General features: G+C 63.1%; 12 protein-coding genes. 6 read left to right on the top strand and 6 right to left on the bottom strand.

Annotation, left to right across the window (positions count from 1 at the left end; genetic code table 11):
* Positions 1-8 precede the first annotated feature (8 nt).
* From CMI59_RS03620 to CMI59_RS03610, 3 genes are all read right to left on the bottom strand, one after another.
* On the bottom strand, positions 9-803 hold the full coding sequence (locus CMI59_RS03620; RefSeq protein ID WP_293324873.1) for a PAS domain S-box protein: 795 nt from the start codon (positions 801-803) through the stop codon (positions 9-11).
* Positions 804-881: 78 nt separating this feature from the next.
* Positions 882-1,988 (bottom strand): ferritin-like domain-containing protein, encoded by a 1,107-nt coding sequence (locus tag CMI59_RS03615; RefSeq protein ID WP_293324870.1) that lies wholly within the window; start codon positions 1,986-1,988, stop codon positions 882-884.
* Positions 1,989-2,073: 85 nt separating this feature from the next.
* Entirely contained in the window at positions 2,074-2,394 is a 321-nt protein-coding gene (locus tag CMI59_RS03610; protein ID WP_293324867.1) for a 2Fe-2S iron-sulfur cluster-binding protein, read from the bottom strand.
* Between the two features lie 283 nt (positions 2,395-2,677).
* Between CMI59_RS03610 and CMI59_RS03605 the strand changes: the two genes are divergently transcribed.
* Together CMI59_RS03605 and CMI59_RS03600 are read left to right on the top strand one after the other, a co-directional pair.
* Entirely contained in the window at positions 2,678-4,987 is a 2,310-nt protein-coding gene (locus CMI59_RS03605; RefSeq protein ID WP_293324865.1) for a S8 family peptidase, read from the top strand.
* A gap of 183 nt (positions 4,988-5,170) precedes the next feature.
* Entirely contained in the window at positions 5,171-5,569 is a 399-nt protein-coding gene (locus CMI59_RS03600; protein ID WP_293324862.1) for a hypothetical protein, read from the top strand.
* A gap of 22 nt (positions 5,570-5,591) precedes the next feature.
* On the opposite strand, the gene CMI59_RS03595 is transcribed toward CMI59_RS03600, so the two are convergent.
* Together CMI59_RS03595 and CMI59_RS03590 are read right to left on the bottom strand one after the other, a co-directional pair.
* Complete coding sequence (locus CMI59_RS03595) at positions 5,592-9,803, bottom strand: translocation/assembly module TamB domain-containing protein (protein WP_293324860.1); 4,212 nt, start codon at positions 9,801-9,803, stop codon at positions 5,592-5,594.
* A complete protein-coding gene (locus CMI59_RS03590; RefSeq protein WP_293324857.1) occupies positions 9,803-11,767 on the bottom strand; it encodes a BamA/TamA family outer membrane protein in 1,965 nt (654 codons plus the stop codon). Before CMI59_RS03590 ends, CMI59_RS03595 begins: the two co-directional genes overlap by 1 nt.
* Before the next feature lie 236 nt (positions 11,768-12,003).
* On the opposite strand from CMI59_RS03590, the gene CMI59_RS03585 reads away from it, so the two are divergent.
* Genes CMI59_RS03585 through CMI59_RS03570 form a run of 4 tightly spaced genes read left to right on the top strand, consistent with a single transcriptional unit; the run spans position 12,004 to position 15,807 of the window.
* Positions 12,004-14,196 carry a copper-translocating P-type ATPase gene (locus CMI59_RS03585; protein ID WP_293324854.1) on the top strand — a complete coding sequence of 731 codons (2,193 nt, stop codon included), beginning with the start codon at positions 12,004-12,006 and terminating at the stop codon, positions 14,194-14,196.
* Positions 14,197-14,242: 46 nt separating this feature from the next.
* Entirely contained in the window at positions 14,243-14,965 is a 723-nt protein-coding gene (locus CMI59_RS03580) for a TetR family transcriptional regulator (RefSeq protein WP_293324851.1), read from the top strand.
* A complete protein-coding gene (locus CMI59_RS03575) occupies positions 14,940-15,356 on the top strand; it encodes a DUF1330 domain-containing protein (protein ID WP_293324849.1) in 417 nt (138 codons plus the stop codon). The genes CMI59_RS03580 and CMI59_RS03575 overlap by 26 nt, the downstream gene beginning before the upstream one ends.
* A gap of 4 nt (positions 15,357-15,360) precedes the next feature.
* On the top strand, positions 15,361-15,807 hold the full coding sequence (locus tag CMI59_RS03570; protein WP_293324847.1) for a hypothetical protein: 447 nt from the start codon (positions 15,361-15,363) through the stop codon (positions 15,805-15,807).
* Between the two features lie 10 nt (positions 15,808-15,817).
* On the opposite strand, the gene CMI59_RS03565 is transcribed toward CMI59_RS03570, so the two are convergent.
* Positions 15,818-16,304, bottom strand: a 487-nt coding sequence (locus tag CMI59_RS03565) for an alpha/beta hydrolase (RefSeq protein WP_293324845.1), incomplete at its 5' end; no start/stop codon positions are given.

The raw sequence follows: 16,304 nt of genomic DNA, 5'->3' as shown, positions 1-16,304 counted from the left end.
GCGTCTTCTCAAAGACGCCGGGTTTTGCCCGTATTGGCGCGCAGATGGGCGCAATAGGTCATGCGGCCATGCGCTTCCACCTTGGTAATGGTCGCATCGACCGGAAATTCCTCGCCATCCTTGCGCATGCCCGTCACCGGCCCGCGCTCGCTCATCCAGCGCGAAGCGACCTTGCCGCGTCCGAAGGCGGCGATGTCCGCGGCGTGCCCCGGACGGAGCCGTTGCGGCAGCAGCATGTCGAGCGGCTGGCCCAGCACTTCGTCGGCGCGATAACCGAACATCTTCTCCGCCTTGAGGTTGAAGAAAGTGATGTTGCGGTCGGCGTCGATGATGACGATACCGTCTTCGGCAACCTGCAGGATGCGCGAAAAGAGCAGATGCTGTTCCTTGAAGTCGATCATCTCCTGCCGCGCCACGCTGTTGTCGCGCACGGTAATGAAAAAGCGCTCCGCGCCGCCGATACCCGCTTTCACCACGCGCACATCTACCGGCATTTCATGCCCGTCCTTGCGTCGTCCGGTGAGGTTCAGGAAGCGTGATTGCTCATGCTCGCTTTCGCCGGCCCAGCGGATGAGCCATTTCATCGGTTCCGCGCGCTGGCCGGCCTGTTGCGGCACGAGGGTGGTGATGCTCTTTCCCACGATTTCGCTCGCGTCATAGCGCAGCAGCTTTTCGAGCGCCGGATTGACGTAAGTGATCTCGCCCTCGGGCGTCGAAACGATGATCGCTTCGGGCACATTTTCGACAAGAGTGCGGAAGAAGTCTTCCGTTTGCGCATCGCGATGCGAAGATTGCCCGTTCATTTCGTTCCTCCGAAAACCGTTTCCGGCAAAATAGCGTCGGCGGCGGGACGTGGATGCGCGTCCCGCCGCAGGGCTCCCCTATTCGGCCGCCTCGACCTCGCCCGTCGGGTGGCCACCTTCCATCGCCTGAAGAACGCGCTGATCCTCGGCGATGGGAATACCCGCTTCCTCGTATTTCTTGCGGATGGTCGGCGTCAGCAGGCCGACGCGCGCCAGCGCAGGCATCATCAGGTCTTCCAGAGCATGGACCTGTCCGGGCGGAAGCGCCTGCGTGATACCGGCTTCCTGAGCTTCCTTCAGACCCTTGAAGAAATCGTCGGCGTCGATATTGCTGTTCTCCAGCACTTCCATGAAGCCGGGATCGACCTTGTTGGCGATCGTGCCCGCCGTCTGTGCTTGCACCAGAATGTTGACCGCGCCGAAGGCGAATTCGGCAAGATCTTCCAGCTCGTCTTCCGGCAGGTTCTTGAAGACCGGGCCGAGGAACACATGCCCGAAGGAAACGTGACGGGATTCGTCACGCATCACATTGAAGGTGAGTTTCTTCAGCAGCGGGCAGGTGGTGGAGCGGTACATGTTGTTGAAGGCGCCAAGCGCGAGGCCTTCCACGATCATGTTCATGCCGATCATGACCTTCTCGTAGCGGTCGGACTGAAGCGTCGCGTCGATGAGCTGCTTCAGCCAGGGCGACATGGGATAGACCATGGCGATCTTGTCGCAATATTTCGAATAGACCTCGACATGGCGTGCTTCGTCCATGGTCTGCGTCGCGGCGTAAAGCTTCGCGCCTTCATCCGGCACGGAATGCGTCACGCAGGCCGCCGTCATCAGCGCGCCCTGCTCGCCATGCAGGAACTGCGAGAGAAGCTGCGCCGTCGAATGCGCGGTAAAGGTTTCCTGCTGCGACTTCGACAGCTTCTTGAAGAAGGGCATCTGGTGATAGATGTCCGACCGGTCGTTCACCAGCGGCTTGGAGGGATCGACTTCCGTATCCCAGGGCAGCAGTTCGTCACTGTCCCACTGGTTCTGCTTTGCGCGGTTGTAGAGGTCCTCGACCTTGTCTTCGGAGAACATGTATTTGAACGTCCATGCGATATCCATGGGGTTCTTGTAGATGTCGTCCGGCGTCATGCTGACGCGCCAGTCGCCTTTGGTGACGACCTCATGCTCCGTATTTGCGCTCATCGTCCTTCTCCTGGTTGGCCGCATTCAGCGGTGTTGTTCTCGGGACGGATGTTTTGCCGTCCTCTTTCTTCTCAACGCACGGAATTCAGTACTGACGGGCAGGTGTTTTCACCACGAGTCCGTCGAGCGTTTCGTCAACCTTGATCTGGCAGGAAAGTCGGCTGTTGTCGGCAACGTCGAAGGCGAAATCCAGCATGTCGCGTTCGAGTTCTTCCATCTCGGGCAGCTTGTCGAACCAGCCATCCTCCACATAGACATGGCAGGTGGCGCAGGCGCAGGCCCCGCCGCAATCGCCGTCGATACCCGGAATGGTGTAGCGCAGCGCGCCCTCCATCACGGTAAGACCGTTGGGGACGTCGACGTCATGCTCCGTCCCGTTGAACTCGATATATTTGATCTTCGCCATCTTCCCGATTTCTCTTCCGGTCTCTGCCGCGGTCGGTTGTTCTTGTTTCGGGCGAATACCCATAAGAAAAGTATTGTCATTTTGACCGCGAGAAGAATGCGGCAAACTGTCCGGGCAATGCTGCGGTGCGGGACGGACGCGCCGTTTTGCCATGTCCGGAAATGATCCAATGTAAGGCAGTGCTTACATTTCCGACACATTGCGACGAATGGCGGCACAACGCGGTTGCCTTGGCGGTTAGGTTTTTTCCGGTGGTCCAGCAGATGAACCGGAGAAAATATCGATGGGTGACGACTGCCGACCGACCGTGCCTACCCGCCGGAGCGCGCGGGAAATTCGCTTCATTGCCGTGTTTGCCGCAGGCGCCGCGCTTGCTCTTTCCGGTTGTGGCGGAGGCGGTGGGGGCGATGCGCCGCCATCCCCGTCTCCTTCTCCGACCCCGTCGCCCGTTTTCGACCCCCTTGTGGAAATTCCCTCGCCTGTCGTGCGAACGCCGGTCGTTCCCATCCGGACGGCGGAATACGACAACTCGACTTATCTCGACGGCATTCATGCCGACGGGGCCTACCTGCTGGGAGCTACGGGCAACGGCGTCAATATCGCGATCATCGACGAAGGCATTTCCGAAACGAGTCCGGAGCTGTCGGGTCGGGTGCGCAACTATATCGACACGACGGGCTTTTACCCCTCCGGCGGACTTGCCGATCACGGAACATCGGTTGCCTCTATCGCGGCCGCGGTGCGCGATGGCGCGGGCGTTCACGGGGTTGCTTTCAACTCATATCTCTACGACATCAACGTCTTCACCAAATCGGCGACAGGAGACGTTTCGGCCTCCGACGCGGATATCGGCGACGCACTGAACATCGTCGCGGGCAACAATCCTTCCTACAGTTCGGTGAATGCACGCATCGCCAATATGAGCCTTGCGGGAGACGGTGGTTTTTCGTCCTCCACGCTTGCCGCTATGCGCTCGGTCGCGGCGGCCGACAGGATCATGGTCATTTCAGCCGGCAATGACGGGAAGGCGCAGCCGGCGCCGACGGCGCTGGCCGTGACTGACCCCGGTATCGGTCCGTCCATGCTGATCGTCGGCGCGGTGGACGGGACCAACACCATTGCGAGCTTCTCCAACCGCGCGGGAAGCTATGGCGACTATTTCGTTGTGGCGCCGGGGGTGCGGTTGATTACCGCTGCGAAGGATGGCGGTTATGTCTTCTTCTCCGGCACCAGCGCGGCGACGCCTGTGGTCAGCGGTGCGCTTGCTGTGCTTGCCAACGCCTATCCCTTCCTGACGGGCCCGCAGCTTGTGGCGTTGATCAAGCAGACGGCGGATGATCTTGGGGCGCCGGGCGTCGATGCCATTTACGGCTCCGGTCTCGTCAATCTCACCACGGCGATGAACCCCGTCGCCCCGTTGGTCATGACGGTAGGCAACACGGTGGATGCCGTCACCGCGCCGCTTTCCGGCGCTACCGTCGCAACGGGCAGCGTGCTGGGCGGCTTCAAGGGTGGGCACACGATCCTGCTCGATGCCTATCGCCGCGCCTATACCGTGCCGCTCGACACCTTCGTCACACGCCAGGCGAGCCTCTTCGATAACTTCACAGGCGTGGACGGCCGCGCGTCCGGCGCGGGTATCGGTGCCTTGCTCGACAACTGGTATCCGGAAAAGGGCGCCTCGCTCGCCTTTGGCAGCGGCGTGGCGGCGCGGCATGTTTCGGCCGCCTATGCGGTCGCGCTGTCCGGCAATACGTTTGCGATGTCCATGCGACATGCGGGCGTGGCAAGCCTGGTGGCGATGCCGGAACTGGAGCCCGCCGCGGGCAATGGCCGCTCTCTTTTCCTCTCCACAAGCTCGGCCGCGACGCCGCAGGGCGCGTTCATGGGCGACGGCGTGTCGGGGGTCGCCCTGGGCTGGCGGAATGACGGTCTGCGCATGACAGCAAGCTATGCGGCGGGGCGCAATATCCGCGGCCGGAGCGACCTCATGCAGTCTTCCATGGCGGTGAAGACCGGACCGGTCGAATGGGGCCTTTCAGGCAGCCTTCTGACCGAGGACGGCAGTCTGCTGGGGGCCTTCGGCCAGGGCGTCTTCGCGGGCGCGGGCGGCCGTACCGGCTTTGCAACCGCAAGCCTGCGCTACGATGCGGGCGCGGACTGGGCCCTTGCCGCGACCTACACCCGCGCGCGTCTGACCGAGGGCACGCTCGGCAATGGTCTGGGGCTGCGCAATGTCGATGGCAGTGCCATGTCGTTCACCCTGTCCGGCCCGGCGGGCTGGCGCGAGGGCGACCGGCTCGGTTTCCGTATGGCCCAGCCGCTGCGTGCCGAAAAGGCGACCGCCAATATCTGGCTTCCGGTAGGTCGCGATATCGCAGGCAACATCATCCGGCGTCATCAGGCGGTCGGCATGGAGCCGGATGGCCGGGAGCTCGATTTCGAGCTGGCCTACGCCACCCCTTTGCCGGAATTCGTCTGGGGAAAGGCGGCATTCCTTACGCTTAACGGCTTTGCCGCGCTGCAACCGGGGCATGTGGCTGCGGCAGGCCCTGCCTATGGCATGGCGGCTCAGTTCACCTTTCGCTGGTAAATCCGCCGGCCGGGGAGTGTGGCGCGGGCGCCATAGCCATTCGTAAAGCGTTAAGAATAAAACCGCAGCGGTGACACTCTCTCACATTGGCTGCGTGCGAAAGCGCGCGCCGGCGTTATAGTGGTTGCGATCCTATCTATGGCGCAGTCCGCGCCGGTGACGTTGAAGCAGGGAGAGCCCGTTATGGCGCAGAATTTCTCTATTGCGGCAGATCTGAACGACAAGCGGACAAAGGGGCTTCTGGTCGCCTCCGCCGTGGCGATCTCCGTCATGTTGCTGGCCGTGACGATGTCCACGCCGTCCCGGGCGCAGGAAAAGGAAACCGCGCCCAACGGAGATACCGTCTACAAGGTCACCGACGAGCCGGACACCCCGCCCGTCAATTATCGCTCCGAGCAGGATCCGCAATACGACACGAAAAAGCAGCATGATGCGGAAATGTATGCCGAGCAGTATGAGAAAGAGCGCCGCAAGAAGCAGCAGGAAGACAAGGAGCAGCTTCAGCGCATTCTTAATTTTTCCGCGGGCGGTACCGAGCCGAACAGCGTGAACCCGTCGGGCGATTCGATGGGCCGCTACTGAGCGCGCGCTTTTTGCGGGCGGATCAGTAGTCCCATTTCCAGTTGACGCCCGCGCCGCCGCTGGCGTCCTGCCCCACCGAGGTCTCGACGCTGATATTGTCGGTCACGTCGATCTCGACCTTGACCGAGGAATCGCTGGCCAGCGCGCCTTGCTCGACCCCGACATAGATTCCCTTGTCGATATATTTGCCCGCCGACACCGTCGTCTGGCCGGAGGCGCCCTGGTTCACGCGCAACACGTCGAGGCCGAGCTGCTGCTGAATCTGGCCGAGCACGCTCAGCCCGCCGCCGCCCGTGACGCCTGAAAGTTCCGCCGCCGTCGCTGCGAGCTGTGCCGCCTCGAAAGCCGACAGCTCGCCGACTTGCTTGTCGAACAGGATGCGCGAAATGACTTCGTCTTCCGGCAGCCCGGAAGGGGAAGAGAGGTCGATCTCGGGGTCGGAAGCCTGTCCCGTCACGCTGATCGTGGCCTCGAAATCGTTTCGCTGATAGCCGAGCGCGACATCAATGGTCGGGTTCGGCGGGTTGCGCCCGTAGAAGGTGATGACGCCTTTCTTCAGCGTGAAGGTCTTGCCCGCAAAATCCAGCGTGCCGCGCAGGCTGGTCAGCGACCCCGAAATCCGCGGGGCGTCGGCCGTGCCGGTTATGTGGAGAGATCCCTGCCACAAGGCATTGACGCCGCGCCCCGTCACCAGCGCGGGCTGGCCGATTTCCACCGTCAGGTCGAGGGCCGTGGGGAGGGGTGCCTCTTCCTTTTTCCGCTGGACGATGCCCGCGGGCGCATTGATCTCCGTCACCTGGATTTCCGGCACGCTGGCGGGCAGGCTTTGCGGAATGCGGTATTGCGCAAGATCGGTGGTGAGCTTGCCGCTGACGGACAATGGCGCCTCTGGCGTGGGCGGCAGCGATTTCGCCTCGATGGTGAGGTCGCCGCTGACTGCGGCATCCGCTTCGGCCTGCCGGACAAGATGGGCCTTGTCGAAATCGAGCTTCACCAGGAGAGGCGTCTTCGCATCCTTGCCGAGAGTGAGGTTGCCTTCCGCTTTCATGCGGCCCTTGCCGCCATCATCGGCATCCAGCCGGAACGTGAAGGCGCGGCTATTTTGCGCTTCCATATGGAAGCGCATGTCGCGCAGCACCGTGCCCGTCGAAATATTCTCGAACCGGCCATCCGTGATGTCCACCGTTCCGTTGACGAGAGGCGCGGATATGTCGCCGCTGACTGTCAGCAGGACATCGGTCGCGCCGTCGATCTTCTGTCCGTCGAGGTCGGCGAGTGCGGCGAGGGATCCGAGCGGACCTTCCCAGGTCAGTTTGCCCGACACCGGGCCCCTTTCGGGCAGCATCGGAAAGGCACCTTGCGGGTCGCGGATGAGCGGCAGCGTCGCATCGAGTTTGAAAGGTTCGGTCGACACGCCTTTGGCCCAGGCGGAAAGGGTGAGTTTGCGTCCAGCCCATTTCCCGTCGAGCGAGGCGTCGAAAGCGGGACGTTCTTCCAGATTGGCTTCCGGCACGCGCACATCTTTAAAGTCGAGTGCGATCTCTGCCGACGACTTGCCGCTGTCGAGCGCGACGGTGCCGCTTGCAGACCCGCGTGCCGCCTCGACCGGCAGGACGGGCGTCAGCAATTCGAGCGGCGCATTGTCGATCGTCGCGTCGAGGCGCGCCGCGCGCGGGCGGAGGTCCATCTGCGCGGTGATGGAGCCCTTGCCCTCGGTGCTGTCTGTGTCCAGCGACAGCTTGTCCGTCTTGATCGTCTCGCCCAGCTTTATCGTGAAAGGCCGGGTGAGATGCATCTCCGCGGCGCCGACAACATAGTCGAGCGCATCGAGCGAAACCCCGTCACCGGTATAGGTGCCATTGGCAAGGAAACTGAGGCCCGCGGGCTTGAGCTGTTCGCGTTCGCCCTTCACCGCAACATCGAAGGTGATATTGTCGAGGGGGCCGCTGGCCGTTGCGCCGAATGCGCTGAAACGTGTATTGCCGGCGCCACCCGAACGGGTCTTCATCACCACGTCGAGGGAGGGATCGCCCGTCAAATCGTCCGCGCGGAGAGCGACTTCGGCTTTTTCCAGCGTCAGCCGGCTGCTGACATCGGCGATCAGCCTGGGAACGAGAATATATGCCGTGGCGTTTTGCTTGCCGTTCCGCGTATCCAGTGCGAAATCGATATCCGCCTGCCCGTCGATCGGCAGGCCCGCCAGCGCCGCGAGGGGAGCGAGCGCGAGGTTCTCGCCGGTCAGCGATCCCGATGCAAGCCCGTCGGCATCGACGCTCAGGCTTCCTTTAAGCGGCGCGCCCAGAATCGACGCGTCGATCGGGTCGAGCGTTGCGCCGCCTTTCTCGGGCAATGCCAGCTTCGTATCCAGCCTGATCTGGCCATCGTCGCCGTTCAGGCGGAAGGCGATGGGGCCTAGCGATCCCCCGTCTTGTCTGTCGCTCGCGCCGATTTTGGCGGTCAGGCTTGCCAGCTTCGCATCGAGACCGGCCAGCATGCCTTTCTGAAGTTTCGCATCGAGCGAGAGCTGCGGCGCCGCGGTCGTGCCGCCCAGCGTTGCCTGGGCGGAGAGCTTGCCGCGCGTGTTCGTGCTGCCGAGCACCTTACCGGCCTCGGGCATGTTCAGCATGGCGTCGCCCTTCAGCGCGCCGGTCGCCGTCATGGACCCGTCGCCCGTCAGCGAGAAGCTTGCCGAACTGGCCTCTACATTCGAGGCCGAATAACCCCCCTTGCTATCCATGGAAAGCGCCGCCGCGGCGGTAAAGCCCGGCGACAACAGCCCGTCCAGCATAGGATCGCCCGTGGAAATCTTCTCTCCCGCAAGCGAAAGCTGAGCATTGGCCGTGCCATCCGGATCGAGCGTTAGCGGAGCAATGTCGAGTTTCACTTGTCCCGCGAGCGGCTGTCCCGCCAACTCGCCAATCGGTTTCAGGTCGGCGAGCGTGCCATGCGCTTCGCCATCGACGCTCAGCCCGTCGGCGAGCGCGACCTGCCCGGCAAAACGCAGCTCATTGTCTTGGCCGGCGAGAGCGAACTCCCCGATATCGGCCTGCATCCTGTCCAAGTCGGCCTTGGCCGCGAGACGCCAGTCCATGGCGTCGAGGAAGCTGTTCCCGTCCGCGCCTGCGAGCTTGTCGAGTCCCCGGATCGTCCCCGACCCCTTTATGTCGGCAACGCCGCCTTTCGCCGCGCCTGCCGTCTCGATGTCGCCTGTCAGGGCAAGCGCGCCCGCCGTCACGTCGATTCCCCGCAGGGAGAGGCGTCGGGCGCCATCCCAGCCGATGCGGGTCTCCGCCTTCACTGTCTTGGCGCCGACCGGTTCCATCGCGTCGGCGATCATGCGGCCTTGGGCATCGAGCGACAGCGTGATGTCGGTTTCATCGCCGGTCAGGCCATGCGCGGCGAGCCGGGCGTCGATCGCGCGGCCGGCCGTCACCGACATCTCGCCCGTCATCGCGCCTTCGCGCATCGTGCCGCTTGCTTTCGCCGTGACGCCGGCAAAATGCGGGTCCTCCGTCAGCGCGGCGACGAAACCCGGTTTGGCGGATGAGCCGTCGGTGACGTCGAGTGTCAGGTCGCCCCGTCCGCTCCCTGCATCATGCGCGATATGCGCTGCGATATGTCCCGGCACATTGTCGGTCCGGTCGGCACGCAGGTTGAGGTCGATATCCGTGCCCTTCCAGTGGAGGTCGCCGCTGGCATTGAACCGCGTATCGCTGCCGGCAAGTGCCTTGCCGAGACTTGCCCCGTCGAGCGTGAGGGCGTCGATCCGGATGGCAACCGGCAGAGACGGCAAACGCGGCAGGGTGAAGGGAGGATCGCCTGCGGGCTCTTCGGCGGGCGCGCCGCTTTCCGGCGCCCGGTCGACGTCGAGCCCGGTGACGGTCAGCGCGACGATATGGACTTCGCCCGACCAGAGCGCCAGCGGCCGCCACTCGATGGAGGCATGGGGCAGGGTGAGCCAGGCCCCCTTTTCATCCCGCAGCGAGACGTTTTCGAGGATGAGCGTCGACGGCCAGCTGCCGGAAATATCCTCGACCGAGAGAGCGAGGCCCGCATTGTTGGCTTGCGCCAGCCCGACATCGAGAAGCGCCTGCCGTACCGGGCGGATATTGAGAAGCGCGATGGCAAGGGCCACCAGCAAAAGCACCAGACCGGCAAGGCCGAGTATCACCGCGCCTGCCCGCCGCAGCAGGCGGGCCGTCACATCGCGTTTTTGCGCCGCTGCCTGTGCCATCAGAATGCCTGCCCCAGCGAAACATAGATCTGGAAGCGGTCGTCGATCCCCGCGCGCCGGTCCAGCGGCACGGCAACGTCGAAGCGCACCGGCCCGATAGGCGTGTAGTAGCGCAAGCCCAGCCCCGTGCCCCATTTGAGCGGCTTGCCGAATGTGGGTGTGAGGCCGGAATAGGCATTGCCGCCATCGAGAAAGGCGACGACGCCGACAGAGTCGGTCGCGCGAAATCGCGCCTCGAAATTGGTTTCCAGCACGGAGCGTCCGCCGACCGGGTCATTGTCGCTGTCGAGGGGCCCCAGCATCTGGTAGCCATAGCCGCGGACCGATCCGCCGCCGCCCGCATAGAAGCGTGTGGAGCCCGGCACATCGTCTGTTTCCGAGGCGAGCAGCGAACCCGCCCGGCCGCGCGCGGCGAGCGTCACCCATGGTGAGCCGTCGTTTCTCTTGCCGAAACTGAGATAGGTCGAGCCGACACCTTCCAGCCGCGTAAAGGCTACCGCTTTCTGATTGGCGCGGCCGAAATAGGGCGTTGCCCGCACGGTGGCGCGTATTCCGGACGTCGGATCCAGCAGGCTGTTGCTGCCGTCATAACTCAGCGAGGCGGGAATGCCGATCAACTGATAACGGTTGTTGCCGCGCGAATCCGTCGTGCGTACCAGTTCGAAAGTAACGCCAAGGCTGGCCTGGATCTTGTCCGTCAGGGGACGAACGAGACCGGTGCCCGCCTTGATGCGGTTTTCGTTGTAGGCGTCCGAGCGTTCATGCGCGATTTCGAAACTGGCGGTCAGCGTCTGGTCCTGCCTCAGGAAACGGGGCTTGCTGAAATCGGCGGTCGCGGATTGTTCCGTCTGCGAGACGTTGAGGCCCAGCGTCATCTTCTCGCCCCGCCCCAGCAGGTTGCGATGTTCCCAGGACGCCTTGGCTCCCGCCCCGGTGGAGGTCGTGTAGTTCGCGCCAAGCCGGACCGTGCGGGCGTCGCTTTCCTTGAGGGTAAGCTCCTGCGGCAGTTCGTTGCCGTTGATCGGCTGTCCGCTATCGAGTGCCATCTGATCGAACAGGCCCGTCTTGCGCAGTGCGTTCAGCGAGTTGTCGACTTCGCTGCGGTCGTAGGTTTTCCCCTTCTCGAAGGTGATGAAGGAGCGCACATAATCGTCGCGGGTGCGGCCTTTATTGGAAATGGCCAGCGGGCCGAACAGCATGGGCTCGCCCGCCTTGATGGAAAGCGTGACGGTGGCCGTATGCGCGGCGAGGTCGACGATCACCTTGCGGTCGTCGAGTTCGGCGTCGGGGTGACCGTTATCGTAGAGCCAGGTAAGCGTCTCATTGGTGAGGTCGATGATGCGCTGCGCCTTCGCCGCGCGCTCGGGTTTCAGCCCGAAAAAGGCGCCGTCTTTCGGCAGCTTGCTTTCGTCTTCCGGGTGGTCGGGGTAAACGATGTCGAAGCTTTCGATCATCGTTCGCTCGCCCAGGTCGACGTCGAAAACCACTTTGTAGGCGCCGCCGGTTTCCTGCCGGATGGATGAGGAAATCCTGCCGTTGTAATAGGCCTCCGAGCGCAGTACGCGGTCGATCCGCTTTTCGTCCTCGATCGCGCGCCGGCGAAGCTGGGCGAGCGTCGGTACGGGCGTATCGGTCTTGCCGAGCTGGACGGAATCTTCCATCAGCTTTTTCAGATAATCGGGAATACGTGGGCCGCGAACCTCGGTGGAAAAGTCGAGGCTGCGTTCGCCGGTTGGCGCAGCGGATGCGTCGTCGGGCGGAGTGGATGCGTCTTCAGGCGGAGCAGAGGCGGACGGGGTCTCGACAGTGCCGGGCTCGGTTTGCGTGTGAGTGGCCGGTGCGGCAAAGGCGCTCGTCAGCGCAACCGCCAATGCGGTCGCCGAAACGCCCGCAAGCGTGCGCAGCCGGCCTGTCGGCCATGCTGTACGCCCACCACCGGGCTGCCACCGCGCATTGCGGATCATTCGTCACTCGCTCCAGACAGGGTCGCGCTCCAGACAGAACGAAGCCCCGGACATGCCGGCCCTGACAGCCGGTTCAACCTACGACGCCGCATTATGCACGAGGCCGGGCTCCTGCGGCCATGCTCCTGCACCGGGATGACTGGCATTCTGCCATTTTCCCGTCAACCTTGACCTTCCAGCAACTGGAAGCATTACGTTTCAGGGAGAGAATTGGACCTCCCTGCGGGAACGAGACCATGAGCGAACAGGAAAGCTGCTGCCATCATCATGATCATTGCCATGGCGGCGGGGACAGAACGCCCCCGCCGGTGATTCCCGGTGCGCAATATACATGTCCCATGCACCCCGAAATCGTCCAGGACGGTCCCGGCACCTGTCCGAAATGCGGCATGGCGCTGGAGCCCATGACGGTGACCCGCGATGCGGAGCCCAATGAAGAGCTGATCGACATGACGCGGCGCTTCTGGATCGGTCTCGCGCTGGCGCTCCCGGTCTTCATCCTCGAAATGGGCGGTCATCTGTTTCACACGGATTTCGGTCTTTCCCCGGATGTGAGCAATTGGGTCCAGTTCGCGCTGGCGACGCCTGTCGTGCTCTGGGCGGGGGCGCCCTTTTTCCAGCGCGGCTGGTCCTCGGTGGTGACGAACAATCTCAACATGTTCACCCTCATCGCCATGGGCACGGGCACCGCCTATGTCTATTCGGTGGTGGCGATCCTCTTTCCGCATATTTTCCCCACGGCTTTCCGTAATGAGGACGGGACGGTGCCCGTCTATTTCGAGGCCTCCGCCGTCATCATCGTCCTCGTGCTGCTGGGGCAGGTGCTGGAACTGAGGGCGCGCGACCGGACGAGCGAAGCGCTGCGCTCGCTGCTCGATCTCGCGCCGCGTACGGCTCGCCGCCTGACCGATAGCGGCGACGACGAGGAAGTGGAGCTTGGTGAGGTCGAAAGGGGCGACCGCCTGCGCGTACGTCCGGGCGAGAGCGTACCGGTAGACGGCGTGGTGATCGACGGCCGCAGCTCGATCGATGAATCCATGATCACCGGTGAGAGCATGGCCATCGAGAAAGCCGAGGACGATAATGTCATCGGCGGCACGCTCAACGGCACCGGTACTTTCGTCATGCGGGCCGAACAGGTCGGCATGGAGACCATGCTGTCGCGCATCGTCAACATGGTCGCCGAGGCGCAGCGCAGTTCCGCGCCCATTCAGGGTCTTGCCGACAAGGTGGCGGGCTATTTCGTCCCCGCCGTCATTGCGGTTGCGATTATTGCTTTTGTCGCCTGGTCGTTCGCCGGGCCGAGCCCGGCCTTCGGCTATGCGCTGGTGGCGGCGGTGTCGGTTCTCATCATCGCCTGTCCCTGCGCGCTGGGGCTGGCCACGCCCATGTCGCTGATGGTCGGCATGGGGCGCGGCGCCGGTCTCGGCGTGTTGATCCGCAGTGGCGATGCGCTGGAACGGATGGAAAAGGTCGATACGCTGGTCGTGGACAAGACCGGCACGCTGACCGAAGGCAAGCCGCGCGTGACCACGGTGGAGCCGGCGGACGGGGTGAGCGAAGACGATCTGCTGCGCCTTGCCGCAAGTCTTGAGCGCGGCAGCGAACATCCACTGGCGGACGCCATTCTCGAAGCAGCGAAGGAACGCGGCCTGACACTCTCCGATACGCAGGATTTCGATGCACCGTCGGGCAAGGGCGTCACCGGCACGGTGGAAGGCCGCAAGCTGGCGCTCGGCAATCGCCGGCTCATGGAGGATATGGGGATCGCCACCGACAAGCTTGCCGCCCGCGCCGATGAACTGCGCGACAAGGGCGCGACCGTGATGTTCGTCGTGATGGACGGCGCACTTGCAGGATTGCTCGCCGTCGCCGATCCGATCAAGAAGACGACACCCGACGCGATCGCGCGTCTGCGCGAAGACGGCCTGCGCATTGTCATGCTGACCGGCGACAATGAACGCACCGCCCGGGCGATTGCAGCCGAACTCGGCATCGATGAAGTCGAGGCGGAAATCCTGCCCGACAGGAAAGCGGACATGGTGAAGCGGTTGCAGGGCGAGGGCCGCGTCGTCGCCATGGCGGGCGACGGCGTCAACGACGCCCCTGCGCTCGCATCTGCCGATGTCGGCATTGCCATGGGCACGGGCACCGACATCGCCATGGAAAGCGCGGGCGTGACGCTGGTGAAGGGCGACCTCATGGGCATCGCGCGGGCGCGCGAACTCTCCCGCGCGACCATGCGCAATATTCGCCAGAACCTCTTTTTCGCGTTCATCTATAATGCCGCGGGCGTGCCCATCGCGGCGGGCATTCTCTATCCGGTTTTCGGTCTCCTCCTGAGCCCGGTCTTCGCGGCGGCGGCCATGTCTCTTTCATCTGTCTCCGTTATCGGCAATGCTTTGCGCCTGCGCGGGCTCAAACTGTGAGCCTGTTTCGATTGACCGATATAATGGAGGCCATTAGTCTCGCCCCATGTCCGAGGCCAGAAGTAAAGCGGGAAACCGCAGCAGCGATACGCGTGAGAGGTTGATCGTCGCCGCCGAGCAATTGTTCGGCGAGCGCGGCATCCATGCGGTGACGCTGAAGGAAATCAACGCCGCGGCGGGGCAGCGCAATGAATCCGCGCTGCACTACCATTTCGGGTCGAAAAAGGCGCTGATCGGGTCGATCCTGCGCCAGCGTGCCGATGTGCTGGATACCCGCCGCTCGCAATTGCTCGACGATCTGGCGGCAAGCGGCGAAAAGCCCGACCTTCGCGGGGTCGTGAAGATCGCCTTTCAGCCGATCTTCGAATTGCTGCATACGAGAGACGGTGTGCGCTTTGCCCGTTTCGTGGCGCAGGTGCTGGGCGATCCGCAATTCGACCTGCCGCGCATGACGGTCTGGGGGCGCTATGACGGCCTCACCCGGGTCAATATTCTGCTGGCCGACTATCTGAACGACCTGCCGCCGGAGGTTGCCGAACAGCGCCAGCGTTTCATGCTGGAAATGGCGATCAGCGCCCTTGCCATCTGGACGCGCCGTCACGATGCGCTGAAGGATGTCGCGGCGCGCGAATTTTTCACGGCAAATCTCGTCGACGGCCTGCTCGGCATGTTGACCGCGCCCGTCTCCGCGGAGACCGAGGCCGCATTGACGCCGGCTGTGAAATCCAGGGGGAGGAAAACCGATGAGCGAAAAGCTCGAGCCGACTGAGGCGCAACTCGATGCGCTGATGAAAGCCGACCAGACGACACCCATCGTCATGGTCAATCTGCTGAAGTTCCGCGCCAAAGCCGTCTATGAGGACGGCCGCGACGCAGGCGGCATCAGCGGTGCGGAAGCCTATGGGCTCTATGGCCAGGTCGCGCAGAAGAAGATCAAATCCGTCGGCGGCGGTATTCTCTGGCAGTCCCCGCGTGAGCAGCTCGTCGTCGGTACGGACAAGGACGATTGGGACGCGGTGGTGCTGGTGCGCTATCCCTCCCGCAAGGCCTTCCTCGAAATGACCTCGGAAGCCGACTATCGCGAAGCGCTGCCCCATCGCACGGCGGGCCTGGAACGCACCGCGCTCATCCAGTGCATGGATACAGGCGCTGTGGGCTAGGGCTATGGGCTGGAGGTTCAACCGGGAAACCGTCCGGATCGAGTCCGACGATCGCAATATGTTCGTTGAGTGCCTTGTCCCCCACCACCCTGAAGTTGGAAGCGAGTTCGTCCTCGACATGGGAGGGAAGAAGATCGGATTCCGGACGGCTGATGATTGGCAGGATGATACGTCGGAGCGCTTGTCTGACGGCACCAAGATATGGCGTTTCGATCGGGTTGGTATCCTGGTAATTCGATGGGATAACGAAACACGAAAACCCGTTACCCTTGCGAAAGAGCATAAGTTTTCTTCGCGGGAAGAGCAGGACGAGGTGCTTCGGACATTCGCTGATGCTCTTGCTGTCTTTGATGGCAACCGCAAGCCCGACGACCCTGCATCGATCAAGGCGCGCGTTGAATTCACCGACCGAATGAAGGCGTGCATCGAAGCCGGTGAGCTTCTGAAATAAGCTGGTCGCTCTAACCTTTCAGGAAGTCCCGCGTCACGCTCAGAAACTCGTCCAGCTTGTCATGCTGGACCCAGTGGCCTGCGCCTTCGATGTTTACGACCTTCGCATTCTGGAAATGCTTCGCGCGCCCGTCCTTCACCGGATCGCTCGCCCAGCTTTCCGTGCCGCGAATGAGCAGCGTGGGGCAGGTGATGCGCGACCAGAGATAAGTCGTGGTCGTTTCGTCGAAACCCGTCGGCGGAAAGACGCGCACATAATTGTCGAACTTCCAGCTATAGGTGCCGTCTTCGTTCTGGTGCACGCCGTGAACGGTAAGGTGTCGCGCCCGCTCCGGCGAAAGATGCGGGTTCTCGCCCTGCATGCGCTTATAGGCTTCCTCGATGCTGGTATAGCGGCGCGGCTGGCGGCCTGAGAGCTTGCGCGTCTCGTCGATCCAGTTGCGTAAGCGCTGGTCGGTCGTCATGTCCTTGCCTTTTTCGAGCATGGCGGGCGAGGGG

The organism is Parvibaculum sp., from assembly GCF_002684405.1.
Lineage (GTDB): Bacteria > Pseudomonadota > Alphaproteobacteria > Parvibaculales > Parvibaculaceae > Parvibaculum.
This window is presented reverse-complemented; position numbering and strand designations above follow the sequence as displayed.

Bases quoted from the DNA above. Each gene is read 5' to 3' on its own strand.
- CMI59_RS03585 (WP_293324854.1), top strand. From the start codon at position 12,004: ATGAGCGAACAGGAAAGCTGCTGCCATCATCATGATCATTGCCATGGC.
- CMI59_RS03590 (WP_293324857.1), bottom strand. From the start codon at position 11,767: ATGATCCGCAATGCGCGGTGGCAGCCCGGTGGTGGGCGTACAGCATGG.
- CMI59_RS03610 (WP_293324867.1), bottom strand. From the start codon at position 2,394: ATGGCGAAGATCAAATATATCGAGTTCAACGGGACGGAGCATGACGTC.
- CMI59_RS03615 (WP_293324870.1), bottom strand. From the start codon at position 1,988: ATGAGCGCAAATACGGAGCATGAGGTCGTCACCAAAGGCGACTGGCGC.
- CMI59_RS03570 (WP_293324847.1), top strand. From the start codon at position 15,361: ATGGGCTGGAGGTTCAACCGGGAAACCGTCCGGATCGAGTCCGACGAT.
- CMI59_RS03600 (WP_293324862.1), top strand. From the start codon at position 5,171: ATGGCGCAGAATTTCTCTATTGCGGCAGATCTGAACGACAAGCGGACA.
- CMI59_RS03575 (WP_293324849.1), top strand. From the start codon at position 14,940: ATGAGCGAAAAGCTCGAGCCGACTGAGGCGCAACTCGATGCGCTGATG.
- CMI59_RS03580 (WP_293324851.1), top strand. From the start codon at position 14,243: ATGTCCGAGGCCAGAAGTAAAGCGGGAAACCGCAGCAGCGATACGCGT.
- CMI59_RS03605 (WP_293324865.1), top strand. From the start codon at position 2,678: ATGGGTGACGACTGCCGACCGACCGTGCCTACCCGCCGGAGCGCGCGG.
- CMI59_RS03595 (WP_293324860.1), bottom strand. From the start codon at position 9,803: ATGGCACAGGCAGCGGCGCAAAAACGCGATGTGACGGCCCGCCTGCTG.
- CMI59_RS03620 (WP_293324873.1), bottom strand. From the start codon at position 803: ATGAACGGGCAATCTTCGCATCGCGATGCGCAAACGGAAGACTTCTTC.